The organism is Streptomyces virginiae, from assembly GCF_040638905.1.
Lineage (GTDB): Bacteria > Actinomycetota > Actinomycetes > Streptomycetales > Streptomycetaceae > Streptomyces > Streptomyces virginiae_B.
Map to the genome: position 1 here is coordinate 17,293 of NZ_JBEZYV010000001.1, position 11,698 is coordinate 28,990.

At 72.9% G+C, this 11,698-nt stretch carries 15 protein-coding genes and 1 pseudogene; 7 read left to right on the plus strand and 9 right to left on the minus strand.

Translation table 11 applies throughout. From position 1 onward, the window contains the following. Nucleotides 1-46: 46 nt before the first annotated feature. Nucleotides 47-481, minus strand: a complete 435-nt coding sequence (locus AB0F82_RS00105) for a VOC family protein (RefSeq protein ID WP_362622001.1) — start codon at nt 479-481, stop codon at nt 47-49. A 128-nt stretch (nt 482-609) separates the two neighbouring features. After that, nucleotides 610-1,563 carry a tellurite resistance/C4-dicarboxylate transporter family protein gene (locus AB0F82_RS00110; protein ID WP_362622003.1) on the minus strand — a complete coding sequence of 318 codons (954 nt, stop codon included), beginning with the start codon at nt 1,561-1,563 and terminating at the stop codon, nt 610-612. Nucleotides 1,564-2,036: 473 nt separating this feature from the next. Between AB0F82_RS00110 and AB0F82_RS00115 the strand changes: the two genes are divergently transcribed. Next, entirely contained in the window at nt 2,037-2,492 is a 456-nt protein-coding gene (locus AB0F82_RS00115) for a DoxX family protein (protein WP_356814980.1), read from the plus strand. A 74-nt stretch (nt 2,493-2,566) separates the two neighbouring features. Further along, a complete protein-coding gene (locus tag AB0F82_RS00120; protein ID WP_362622005.1) occupies nt 2,567-3,142 on the plus strand; it encodes a YdeI/OmpD-associated family protein in 576 nt (191 codons plus the stop codon). 88 nt (nt 3,143-3,230) lie between these two features. Here AB0F82_RS00120 and AB0F82_RS00125 read toward each other — a convergent pair whose 3' ends face one another. Continuing rightward, nucleotides 3,231-3,635 (minus strand): DUF5997 family protein, encoded by a 405-nt coding sequence (locus AB0F82_RS00125; RefSeq protein ID WP_362622008.1) that lies wholly within the window; start codon nt 3,633-3,635, stop codon nt 3,231-3,233. Nucleotides 3,636-3,693: 58 nt separating this feature from the next. On the opposite strand from AB0F82_RS00125, the gene AB0F82_RS00130 reads away from it, so the two are divergent. The 3 genes from AB0F82_RS00130 to AB0F82_RS00140 all read left to right on the plus strand — a co-directional run bounded on the left by AB0F82_RS00130 (nt 3,694) and on the right by AB0F82_RS00140 (nt 6,149). Continuing rightward, entirely contained in the window at nt 3,694-4,524 is an 831-nt protein-coding gene (locus AB0F82_RS00130) for a LysR family transcriptional regulator substrate-binding protein (RefSeq protein WP_362622011.1), read from the plus strand. A 111-nt stretch (nt 4,525-4,635) separates the two neighbouring features. Next, nucleotides 4,636-5,742 (plus strand): PP2C family protein-serine/threonine phosphatase, encoded by a 1,107-nt coding sequence (locus AB0F82_RS00135; RefSeq protein WP_362622013.1) that lies wholly within the window; start codon nt 4,636-4,638, stop codon nt 5,740-5,742. Nucleotides 5,743-5,780: 38 nt separating this feature from the next. After that, nucleotides 5,781-6,149, plus strand: coding sequence for a VOC family protein (locus AB0F82_RS00140; protein ID WP_362622016.1), 369 nt, complete (start codon nt 5,781-5,783; stop codon nt 6,147-6,149). Nucleotides 6,150-6,366: 217 nt separating this feature from the next. Here the strand turns inward: AB0F82_RS00140 and AB0F82_RS00145 are convergent, their stop codons facing one another. Beyond that, on the minus strand, nt 6,367-6,639 hold the full coding sequence (locus AB0F82_RS00145) for a hypothetical protein (protein ID WP_362622019.1): 273 nt from the start codon (nt 6,637-6,639) through the stop codon (nt 6,367-6,369). 221 nt (nt 6,640-6,860) lie between these two features. Between AB0F82_RS00145 and AB0F82_RS00150 the strand changes: the two genes are divergently transcribed. Beyond that, nucleotides 6,861-8,345, plus strand: a complete 1,485-nt coding sequence (locus tag AB0F82_RS00150) for a glycoside hydrolase family 18 protein (RefSeq protein ID WP_362622022.1) — start codon at nt 6,861-6,863, stop codon at nt 8,343-8,345. Nucleotides 8,346-8,372: 27 nt separating this feature from the next. On the opposite strand, the gene AB0F82_RS00155 is transcribed toward AB0F82_RS00150, so the two are convergent. Then, on the minus strand, nt 8,373-9,020 hold the full coding sequence (locus AB0F82_RS00155) for a hypothetical protein (protein WP_362622025.1): 648 nt from the start codon (nt 9,018-9,020) through the stop codon (nt 8,373-8,375). A 350-nt stretch (nt 9,021-9,370) separates the two neighbouring features. On the opposite strand from AB0F82_RS00155, the gene AB0F82_RS00160 reads away from it, so the two are divergent. Next, nucleotides 9,371-9,712: a carbonic anhydrase gene (locus tag AB0F82_RS00160; protein ID WP_436842017.1), complete on the plus strand. Its 342-nt coding sequence runs from the start codon at nt 9,371-9,373 to the stop codon at nt 9,710-9,712. A 65-nt stretch (nt 9,713-9,777) separates the two neighbouring features. Here the strand turns inward: AB0F82_RS00160 and AB0F82_RS00165 are convergent, their stop codons facing one another. The 4 genes and pseudogenes from AB0F82_RS00165 to AB0F82_RS00180 all read right to left on the minus strand — a co-directional run bounded on the left by AB0F82_RS00165 (nt 9,778) and on the right by AB0F82_RS00180 (nt 11,553). Beyond that, nucleotides 9,778-10,017 (minus strand): chaplin, encoded by a 240-nt coding sequence (locus AB0F82_RS00165; RefSeq protein WP_356814989.1) that lies wholly within the window; start codon nt 10,015-10,017, stop codon nt 9,778-9,780. A gap of 244 nt (nt 10,018-10,261) precedes the next feature. Continuing rightward, a pseudogene (locus AB0F82_RS00170) lies at nt 10,262-10,528 on the minus strand (NAD(P)-dependent oxidoreductase); the annotation flags it as partial. Between the two features lie 238 nt (nt 10,529-10,766). Further along, entirely contained in the window at nt 10,767-11,231 is a 465-nt protein-coding gene (locus AB0F82_RS00175) for a DUF7144 family membrane protein (RefSeq protein WP_362622028.1), read from the minus strand. Between the two features lie 124 nt (nt 11,232-11,355). Beyond that, the gene (locus AB0F82_RS00180) at nt 11,356-11,553 is read right to left on the minus strand and encodes a hypothetical protein (RefSeq protein ID WP_030662027.1); all 198 of its coding nucleotides are present in this window, start codon (nt 11,551-11,553) and stop codon (nt 11,356-11,358) included. Nucleotides 11,554-11,698: the final 145 nt, after the last annotated feature.

Here is an 11,698-nt window from a genome sequence, read left to right on the forward strand (position 1 = left end):
CGCGGGGTCGGGGCGGGGCCGGTGCGGCGTGAGCTGTCCGGGCGCCTCAGTGTGAGACGCAGAGCTCGTTGCCCTGGGGGTCGGCGAGGGTCGTCCACACGCTGGGGCCCTGGCGGCCCTCGTGGAGGTGCTTCGCGCCCTTGGCGACGAGGCGTTCGACCAGTGCCTGCGGGTCGTCGTCGCCGGTCCGCACGTCGAGGTGCACCCGGTTCTTGACGGTCTTGGGATCCGGGACGAGCTGGAAGAGGATGCGGGGCGCGCCTTCGAGCCCCTCCGGGTGGCGGATCGCCGCGCCCGTCTTCCAGACGAGGGTGCCGCGGTGGGTGGTGGTGTCGTCCTCGGTCGCGTGCCCCGCGGCGATCAGGCCGCGGATGAACTGCTCGTCGCTGGGCTCCACTTCCCAGCCGAGGGCGTCGGCCCACCAGTCGGCGAGCGGGTGCGGGTCGGGCGAGTCGATGGTCACCTGGAACGTGTACGCCATGCCGGGACCCTACTGACCGGGCGTCGAGCGCGCCACAGGAACGGCGCCCGGCGGGGTGTCCTGCCGATCGGGCCGGGCCGGGCGCGGTGTCGGGCGCCGCGAGCCCGGCCTGATCGGCACGACGACCCCTACGGGGTCGGTGCGCGCCGGGCGGCGAGGTGGGAGGCGACCAGTGCGGCGAAGGTGAACAGCCAGGCGGCCACGGCGGTCCAGAGCAGGATTTCGCCCAGCGGCACCAGCCAGGCGATGCCGGCCGGGTCCGCGACGGAGAGGCAGGCGGTGGAGGTCATGCCGAGCGGGAAGACGGTGGCCCAGCGGCGGATGTCGTAGCGCGGCCGCGGGTGGCGCAGTTCGGCGGTGAGGAGGACGACGTACCAGACGAGGGACAGGGCGAGGGCGACGAGCGTGACGGTACGCAGGGCCGTGTGCGCCCACCCGGTCCAGACGGGTGACGCGGTGAGCTTGGAGCCGGCCAGGGCGGAGATGGAGAGGGCACCGCCCGCCACCCAGTGGTCGCCCGCCCCGCCCACCACCTCGCGCAGGTCGAAGCGGAAGAGGGCGGCCACGTACAGCAGCAGCCCGAGGCAGAAGGCGGCCAGCGCCGCTCGGGCCAGCCAGTCCTGGCGGTCGACGGCGGCGAGCACCGCCGCGAGGACGGCCAGCCCCTGCGTGGCCACGCAGCCGAGGAAGGCGCCCCCGGGCATGCGGCGGCGCCAGTGCCGCACGACGTTGAGCAGGAGGCCGGGCCAGAGGAGCGCCGCCAGCGCGAGCAGGGCGGCGGCCGCGCTCTGCCAGCCGGACAGGGAGAGCCGGGTACCGATGACGGTGGTGGCGGCGACGGCCGTCAGGGCGGCCGGGGTGTCGGCCTCGGCACGGAACCGCCCGCGGTCGCCGAGCAGCCGGGCCGTGAAGTCGACGGCGAGTACGAGCCACAGGGCGACGGCGATGACGAAGGCGACCTGCGACAGGGCCTCGTGCCCCGTCATGTGCAGCGCGACGGAGAGGATGCCCGTGGCCATGACGACGGCTCCCGCCGCCGGCGGGAGGCCGGCCCACCAGCCCGGGCCGGGGAGGATGCTCACGCCTCCAGCGGACCCCACGTGCAGGCGGACCGCCAGCGGGCGGGGCCGACCGGGCCGACCGGCGCCGAACGTCTTGCGCGGAAGATCGAGGGAACGTGCGCGCAGTGCACCTGCGGGGGTGCGGCCCGGTCCTGGGCTCGGCGGGGGACGAAGACCTGCCGGTGCGTCACAGGGGAACGGACCGGCGGGGTCCCCTCGTCTCCTCGTCCTCTCGTCTCCCCGCCCCGCGTCTCCTCGCTCCTCGCCCCTCGCCCCCTCGTCGGCATCCCCGCACGGACCGGCCCCGGCAGGCCGGGCGGGGGAAGGCCCCGCGCACCGCCGACGGGGCCCGCAGGAGCCGGCGTAGCGTCCGGTGGGGTGGCCGGAACTCGCGCTTGTCACGACTGTTAGGCCTACCTAACCTATGGCTCGCTCGCGCTCGAGCAGTTCGGCACGACTTCGGGACCCGTCCCCGACCGAAGGAGCCTCCCCCCATGAACGCACGTCTCGACCATGCCCAGCCCTACGCCGTCGGCCTGTTCCGGATCGTCACGGGCCTGCTCTTCGCCTCGCACGGGGCGGCCTCCCTCTTCGGCGTCCTCGGCGGTGCCCACGGCGGCGGTACCGTCGCGGCCGGCACCTGGCCCGGCTGGTACGCGGCCGCCATCCAGCTGGTTGCCGGCGCCCTGGTCCTGCTCGGGTTGGGCACCCGGACGGCTGCCTTCGTCGCCTCTGGTTCGATGGCATACGCGTACTTCACGGTGCACCAGCCCGGTGCGCTCTGGCCGCTGCAGAACGGCGGCGAGGCCTCCGCGATGTTCTGCTGGGCCTTCCTGCTGCTGGTGTTCACCGGCCCCGGCGCCCTCGCACTGGACTCCCTGTTCGCGTCACGCGCTTCGGCCGCCTCCGGGCACCGTGACGACACCCGCCCGGAGACCGTGGCCGCCTGACCCGCAGGAATCGGTTCTGCGTCAGCCGTGGCAGCGCGGACCGGCCCCCAGGGGCGGCCGATAGCCTGTGGCGCATGGACGAACTCAACGGGGTGGAGATCGTCGGCTTCGCGGACGCCGAGGCGTTCGAGAGCTGGCTCGCCGAGCACCACACGCGCCGGGAAGGGGTGTGGATCAAGGTCGCGAAGAAGAAGTCCGGCATTCCGTCGGTCACCGACGACGAGCTCGTCGACATCGGCCTCTGCTACGGCTGGATCTCCGGGCAGCGGCGTTCCCTCGACGAGCTCCACTACCTGCAGAAGTACGTGCCGCGGCGGGCGAAGAGCCTGTGGTCGCAGGTGAACGTGGACAAGGTCGCCGTGCTGACCGCGGCGGGCCGGATGCGTGAACCGGGGCTGGCCGAGGTGCGCCGGGCGCAGGCGGACGGCCGCTGGGGCGGCGCCTACGCGTCGCAGCGGACCGCGGGGGTGCCGAAGGACCTCGAAGCGGCGCTCGAAGCCCGCCCCGAGGCCCGTGCGGCCTTCGAGGCGCTGGACCGGACCGGGCGCTATCTGGTGGCCCTGCCGCTGCTGCAGGCGCTCACGCCGGAGACCAGGCGGGCCAGGCTCGACCGGGCCGTGCGCCTGCTGGCGGGCGACCCTCCACAGTGAGCCGGTGCGACGACGAACCCGGAAGACGGCGTCAGGCCCGGTCCTCCCCGTGAGGGAGGGCCGGGCCTGACGGGATCCGCGCCGCGGGTCAGGACTCCTGGTCGCGCGCCTTCTCTGCCCGCTCGGCGTTCCGCTCCTTGATGCGGACCGCTTCCTTGCGGACGTCGGCCTGGGTGGCCCGCTCCCGCTGGAGCCACTCGGGGGCTTCCTGCTTCAGTGCTTCGATCTGTTCGGTGGTGAGGGGCTCGGTGACTCCGCCACGGGCGAGGCCCGCGATGGAGACGCCCAGCTTGGAGGCGACCACCGGGCGGGGGTGGGGGCCGTTGCGGCGCAGCTCCTGGAGCCACTCGGGCGGGTCGGCCTGGAGCGCACTCAATTCACTGCGCGAGACGACACCCTCCTGGAACGCTGCGGGGGTGGCCTCGAGGTACACGCCCAGCTTCTTCGCCGCGGTAGCGGGCTTCATCGTCTGGGTGTTCTGGTGCGACGTCATGAGGTCAAGGGTATCGAGCGTGTGCACGGGTTCCGACCACGCCCGGTAACCTTGCGGGGTGACAGGCTCGGAAGTACCCCATGCGTTTCGGCTCGCTTATGTCCCCGGCGTGACCCCTGCGAAGTGGGTGCGGATCTGGAACGAGCGGCTGCCCGACGTCCCGCTGGCCCTCGCCCAGGTCTCCTCCGCCGAGGTGTTCGGCGTACTGCGCTCCGGTGACGCCGACGCGGGCTTCGTCCGGCTCCCGGTCGACCGTACGGACCTCAGCGCGATCCCCCTCTACACCGAGACGACGGTGGTCGTCGTCCCCAAGGACCACGTCGTGGCGGCTGCCGAGGAGGTCACCACCGAGGACCTCGCCGACGAGGTCGTCTGGCAGCCCCTCGACGACACACTGGACTGGGAGAAGCTGCCGGGCCGGCCCGCGATCGAGCGGCCCGCCACGACGGCGGACGCGATCGAGCTGGTGGCGGCGGGCGTGGGCGTACTCGTCGTACCCCAGTCCCTGGCCCGTCTGCACCACCGCAGGGACCTCACCTACCGGCCGGTGTCGGACGCGCCCACGTCACGGGTGGCGCTGTCGTGGCCGCAGGCGGATCCCACCCCGGATCTGGTGGAGGAGTTCATCGGGATCGTCCGCGGCCGGACCGTGAACAGCACGCGGGGCCGTCCGCAGACCCCTCCGCAGCCGAAGGCGAAGGGCAAGCGGCCGGAGGCGGGTGCCGGCAAGGCCGGCGGCGCCGGCGCACGGCGCGGAACCGGGGGCGGCAGCGGAAAGCCCGCGTCCGGGAAGTCGGCCGGGAAGAGCCCGCGCGGCGGTTCCGGCGGTTCCGGCGGAGCCAAGGGCGGCAAGGGCGGCAAGGGCGGCAAGCCCCGCCGGCGTCCGTAGGCCCACGACACCCCGGCGGCCGCGGGACCGGCTGAACCGTCGGTGGACCCCCCGGTCCTGCAACGGCCTGGCCTCGGGGATCGCGATCGCCTCCCGGTGTATGCAGGAGGGATGGATCTCCGGCCGCCGCACACGCGCCACCACCGGTCCCGGCAGCTGAGCCACGCGCAGCTGGTGGCCCCGTTCGCGCTCATCGCCGTCGTGACGGTGGTCGACATCCTCGCCCCGCCCGAGGTGCACCTCGGGCCGTTCCTGGTCGCCGCGCCGGCCATGACGGCTTCGTTCGCGGGGCCCCGGATGACGGGCTTCGTGGGGCTGGTGGCCGTGCTCGCCCAGGTGGTGGTCTCGACGACGCGCACCACGCTGACCGACCTCAACCACACCTTCCAGATCATCGCGCTCGTGATGATCTCGGTTTTCGTGACCTTCTTCGCCCACCTGCGGGAGGTGCACGAGAAGGAGGTGGTGCAGCTGCGCACGGTGGCCGAGACCGCCCAGCAGGTCGTCCTGCGGCCGTTGCGCGACCGGATCGGACCGCTGGGCGTCGCCTCGGTGTACCTGGCCGCGGCGGCGGAGGCCCGGATCGGCGGCGACCTGTACGCGGCCGCCCGTACGGCCACGGGGACGCGCTTCATCATCGGCGACGTCCGAGGCAAGGGTTTGGAGGCGGTCGGGGACGCCGCGCTCGTCCTCGGAGCCTTCCGGGCCTCCACGCACCAGGAGGCCGGGCTGGCCGGGCTGGTGGACTACTTGGAGGCCGCGGTCTCCGCGGACCTGGACGGCGGCGGGGACGAGGGCGAGAGCTTCGTGACGGCCGCGGTGCTGGAGATCCCCGACGACGAGCCGGTGGTGCGCCTGGTCAGCTGCGGGCATCCGCCGCCGCTGGTCCTGCGCCGCGACGGCACGGTCTCGAGTCTCGACGTCGTCCGGTCCGCGCCACCGCTGGGTCTCGCCGGGCTCGTTGCGTCCGCGGTCACGGCTCAGACCTTCTCCTTCGGGCCCGGTGACGTGCTCCTGCTGTACACGGACGGCGTCCTAGAGGCGCGCGACCGGGCGGGCACCTTCTATCCCCTCTCGCAGCGGGTCGCCGCGTGCGTCGGCGCGCACCCGCAGGCGCTGCTGGACCACCTGTGCGAGGACCTCCTCGTGCACGCGACCGGGAACACCCTGGGCGACGACGCGGCGATGGTCGCGGTCGAGCGGCCCGCGCAGCCCTGAGGCGGCCCCGGCCGGGCGGCGTTTGCCAGAATCGGATCATGCTGACCATCGGAACGATCGTCATGGGCGCCGAGGACGTGCGGCGGGCCGCGGAATTCTGGGGCGGGGCGCTGGGCTACGTACCGCGCGACGGTGAAGTGGACGACGACTGGACCGTGCTGGTCCCGGCCGGCGGCGGACCCGGACTGGCGCTCGGGCGCAGCGTCACGCCCGTTCAGGAGCGCCCCCGGGTCCATCTCGACCTGTACGCGGCGGACGCGGAAGAGCAGGCGGCGGAGGTGGCACGCCTGGTGGCGCTGGGTGCGCGGCACGTGGACTGGGACTCCTACCCGGAGGACCCCGATTTCGTGGTGCTGGCGGACACCGAAGGCAACCGGTTCTGCGTGATCGACGCGACCCACGGCTGACTCCCCTGACCCGACCCGACTGATGGACCATGAAGAGGACCTCCACCTCGCTTTCGAAGCGGAGCAGCAGCTCGGCGTGGTCGGGGAGTTGGGGGGTGGATGGTCTTCAGGGCGACGTGTGGCGCCGCCCCCTCGCGCCGCGCGAGGTACACCGTGCCCACCACAACGCCGTGCTCCCGGGGGCTGCTTACCGGCGGCGGTGAGGCCGGGGCGGCTTCTAGCGGGGTTCCTGGGCGGCCAGGCGGCAGGCGCCGTTGGCCGCGCCGCTCGGGACTCCGGCCCCGGTGAGGCCGGTCACGCAGCCCTGGAGGTCGCCGACCACCCCGCGTCGGCACGCGGCCGTGACCGCGTCGGTGGTCTCCGTACCGGCCTGCGCGGCCAACTGCGTGCAGGCGGGGATGTCCGCCGTCGCGGTCGGGGCGGCGGCGATGCCGCCGAGCGTGAGGATCAGACCGGTGAGGACCCCGGCGCTTCGGACGGACCTTCGCATGGAGCACACCTCACCCGCGGTCGTTTCCGTGCCCCCTTCCACCGTACGACCGGCGGCACCACCCCACACCGCGAGGCGGCTTCCTGATGTCCCGCTTTCCCCTTCCTTAAGCGGAACCTAAGACTCACCAGGACCGCACCGAAACGAACGAATGTCCGTTTCGGTGCGGCTAGCGTGCTGCCGCAACCCCAACTCCCCAGTAACACAGAGGCAGGCACGCGATGGGCAGCACAGTCGGTCACCGGCGCAGGACGAGTCGTACGGCGAGGGTCACGGGCGCGATCGTGGCGGCGGCGGTGATCGGCGGTGCGGCCTTCGCGCTCACCGGGACCGCCCACGCCGGTACCGTCGGCGCCGTCTACACGAAGTCCAGCTCCTGGAGCGGTGGTTACACCGGCCAGTACGTCATCACCAACAGCACCGGCCAGGCGCAGTCGGGCTGGACGCTGGAGTTCGACCTGCCGGAGGGCACGAAGATCGACTCGCTCTGGAACGGCACCCACACCGTCGCCGGCCGGCGCGTCACCGTGAAGCCCGCCGACTGGAACGGGCAGCTGGCGGCCGGCGCCTCCGTTACCGTCGGCTTCGTGGCGAGCGGCTCCGGAGCACCCGGCGAACCCACGGGCTGCCGCATCAACGGGGTGAAGTGTTCCGTGGACCAGGGCGCGACGGCCCAGCCGAGCGGGCGCCCCACCGCCCGTCCCACCGCCACCGCGGCGCCGACCACGGCCCCGACGGCGTCGGCCACCTCCGCCGCACCGACCCGGACCGCCTCGCCCTCCCCCACGGCGACCGCGACCGCCCCGACAGGCGGTGGCGCGCGCTTCGCACCGTACGTGGACACCTCCCTGTACCCCGCGTACGACCTGCTCGACACGGCGGCCCAGACCGGCGTGAAGGAGTTCCACCTCGCCTTCATCACCTCCGGCGGCGGCTGCGCACCGCTGTGGGGCGGCGTCACCGATCTCGCGAACGACAAGGTCGCCGCGCAGATCGGTGCGCTGCGCGCCAAGGGCGGCGACGTCCGCGTGTCCTTCGGCGGGGCCGCCGGGCACGAACTGGCGCTGAACTGCGCCACCGTGGACGACTTGGCCGCCGCCTACGGGAAGGTCGTCGACCAGTACCGGCTCACCAAGGTCGACTTCGACATCGAGGGCGCGGCCCTGCCGGACACCGCCGCCAACGCCCGCCGCGCGCAAGCCATCGCCAAGCTCCAGAAGTCCCACCCGGGTCTGGACGTGGCCTTCACCCTGCCGGTGATGCCCGAGGGCCTGACCCAGCCGGGCGTGGCGCTGCTGGCCGACGCCCGCAAGAACGGCGTCCGCGTCGACGCCGTCAACATCATGGCTATGGACTACGGGCCGGCGTACAGCGGCGACATGGGGCAGTACGCGATCCAGGCCGCGACGGCGACCCAGGCCCAGATCAAGGGGGTGCTCGGACTCTCCGACGCGGCGGCCTGGAAGGCCGTGGCCGTCACGCCGATGATCGGTGTCAACGACGTGGCCAGCGAGGTCTTCACCGTCGCGGACGCCACGCAGCTGGTGGAGTTCGCGGCGGCGAAGGGGATCGGCAGGCTGGCGATGTGGTCCTCGACGCGTGACAAGCAGTGCGCCGCCGGGGCCGTCAACTACGCCGACGCCACCTGCAGTTCGATCCTCCAGCAGCCGCTGGCCTTCACCCGGGCGTTCGCCGCCCTCAAGTAGCGGACGAACCGTCCGGCTTCGGCCGGCTCAGGCCAGGATGCCCGCGCGGCCGGCGATGTCGAGCGCCACGTCGAGGCGTGGAGCGGGGCGGCCCTCCGCGCCGGGCACGGTCAGCAGGGCCGTCACCGCGTCGGCGTCGGCCCTGCCCTCCCGCGCGAGCGCCGCGAACCGGTCGACGGCCCCGGTGAGGGCCCGCTCGTGCACGGAGGGGACATCGAGGGAGGAAGCCGTGAGCCCGAGGAACTCCTCGTGCGAGCCGACCCAGGGCGCGGCTCCCTCCAGTCCGTCCTCGCGTACCTCCTCGGGGTACGGGATGCGGTGCCAGGCACCGTCCTCCCACCAGTACACGAAGCCGAGCAGGTTGCCGTCGGCGTCGTCCCGCAGAAGGTCCCAGGGCAGCCAGTCGGGCCCGCCCGCCAGGAAGTCGATCTGCTCGCCGCCCACGTGGGTGTGGCTGCCGTCGGGGTCCTGACCGCAGAACACGGCACGTCCCCCGTCGAACACGCTCAGGCGCCACCAGCCGCCGGCGCCGGTGGCGTGGCACCACAGGCCGTCCTCGTCGAGGGCGAATTCCGTGCGGGTGGAGCAGGCGGCGTCGACCATGGCCATGATCGCGGCCCGGGCCCACAACTCGTCGGGGTGGTCGAGGTCTTCGGGCCGGCTCGGCGTGTGCATGGTGTGATCTCCTTCCGGGTGCCGGGCAAGCCTCGCACGCCGCGGGGCGGGCGCGGTACGGGGGTCCGCCGCCGTCCGCGTGATCTCCTGCCCCGCTCGTTCGGCCGCTGCCGGTCGGCCCGATCGCCGACGGTCGCGCGGACCTGCCCGCGGGGATGCCCGTGGAGGAGGAAGCAGCTGGAAAGGGGATGAAGCAGCCTTCCTTTCGGCCACCGTGCCGGTGAGCCGCGCCGCCGTACGCTTCCTCCGGGCCAGGTGTCCCGGGGCCGACGTGAACGACGTCCTGCTCGTGGTCAGCGAGCTGCTGGGCACGTGCGGCACCCAGAGGGCGGCCGGCAGCTGCGGCTGACCTGCCGGCGCGAGTCGCGCGTCCCAGGGGTCTAGGACAGCAGCGGCTCGCGCCCCTGGCCCACCAGTCCTGCGGAGCCGTCGCGGCGGCCGTCCACGCGGACGGGACGGGCGAGCCGCTGCCCGCCCACATCCGGTACCTCGCCGATCAGATACGACCGTCCGTAGAGCGGGGTCAGCACGGGGACGCCAGGGTCGACGCAACGATCAACGCGCACGCGCGCGGCGTCCGGCGACGCCTGGCCGCGGAGCCGGACCCCGCGCGGAAGGTGGCGGCGGGTGAACTGGCCGTGGCCGCCGCCCGCTACGACCTGCGCGACCAGCAGGTACGCGTCCTGTCCTGAACCGGACGCACGAACGGCCCGTCCCGGCCGGGGGTCCGGCCGGGACGGGCTCGGTGCTACGTCGTTCAGACGTTGACGCAGGTGTTGGCGGCGGCCGGGTTGAGCGCGCCGATCACGTTGATGCTGTTCCCGCAGACGTTGATCGGAATGTGGATCGGGATCTGGACGACGTTGCCCGAGAGGACGCCCGGCGAGCCGACCGCAAAGCCCTCCGCGACGGAGTCCGCGGAGGCCGAGGACGCACCGCCGATGACCGCCAGACCCAGCACCAGGGCGAGGCCCGCACTCTTCCAAACACGCGACACGTGGAATCTCCTTGTCGTGCAGGGCGGTGCCGGAGCACCGCACGGCCCCGAGGGGGACCGCCCCTCCTTCTTCGGCAGCCGACCACCGTCGGCCGAAGTCCGGACGGCTCCGTTCCCCCGAAGAGGTGTCCCACGGCCTCCGTTTGGTCGTATCCGCGCGAGGGCCGGTTCGAGGCCCTGTTCGAGCGGGCGGCCGACCCGCCTCCTTCGACTTCCCCCGTCACCGGGACCGCTTGGCTGCGGTTCAGGCGGTCCGGTGGAGGTCCTCGCGGCGCACCTCGTGGGCGAACGGCAGACCGGCGCCGTAGCGGGCGATCTCCTCGATCGCGGAGTCGGCCATGCGGTGGAGTTCGTCGCCGAGGGACCCGGCGATGTGCGGCGTGAGCAGGACGTTGGGCAGGTCGTACAGCGGGGAGTCGGCGGGCAGGACCTCAGGCTCGGTGACGTCGATGACCGCGTGGAGCGGGCCGGACGTCAGCTCGGCCGTGAGGGCCGGCCCGTCGACCAGGGCAGGACCTCCGCCTCGGCGGGTGGCGGCGTCGTCCAGCAGGCGGGAACGCAGCCCGGGTTCCATCGCGAGCAGGGTGCGGGGGCGGCGAAGGGACATGGGAATGCTCCTGGGGAGTGTGCCGCAAAGTGCTTCGTCGTCACCGGGCACGGGCGGGGTTTCGCCCGGGCCGGGGACGACGCGCGCGGCGGCACCCGGTCCGTCGGATCGGACCGGGTGCTCGCGTACCCACCGCGTCTGGTCACGCGGTCGCGGGCTTGTGCGACCAACTCGTGCACAGGGACCAGATGATGAACACGTCGATCGCGATGATGATGATCGACCACCACGGCTGGTACGGCAGCCAAAGGAAGTTGACGATGATGCTGAGGCTGGCGAGGGCGATGCCCGCGCCCCTGGCCACGTTGGAGCCGAAGAACAGGCCCACTCCGGTCAGGACGACGACGAGTCCGACGATGAGGTGGATCCATCCCCACGCCGTCAGGTCGAATTCGAAGACGTAGCTGCCGAGGCGCGCGTACACGTCGTCCTCGGCGATGGCCGCGATGCCCTGGATGATCGCGAGGCATCCGGTCACGACGAGGAGGACCGCGGCGAAGAACGTGCCGACCGCTCCTCCGGTTCCGTCGCCACCGCTGGACAGCGGTGTGGTGCCCGGCGCGGGGCCGGTGTTCCAAGTTCCCCCGGTCGGTGTCGACTGGCCCATCGAACTCACCTCACAGTTGGCGGTACCGCGCCGGACACTCATCGCAGTGTCGTCCGGCCGACGGCTTCTTGTGATCACCCGAAGCGGGTGGTCCTCCCTTCCGGGTCCGGTGGCGGGCGCGGCGTCAGGCGGGTACCTGGCGCATTTCGAGCACTCGCAGGCCCAGGGACTGGAAGCGTGTGAGGAGCCCGTACAGGTGTGCCTCGTCCGCCACGATGCCGAGGAGGAGCGTCTGCTCCCGGACCGGGATCCGGTCGAGCTCGGGGAAGTTCGCGGCGAGTGTGTCCGGCACGACGCCCGAGATGCGGAACTCGTAGCGCATGAGAGCACTCACTTCTCTCCGTAGGAAGACTTCAGTGCTGGAGCGGGAGCTGCAGCTGCAGCTGGCCTGGTGGTGCCCGGCCATCGTCGCCCCGCGCCCCGCGTCCGGTCATCGCCCGTGGCGGGCGATGGCGCCGCGCGCTCGC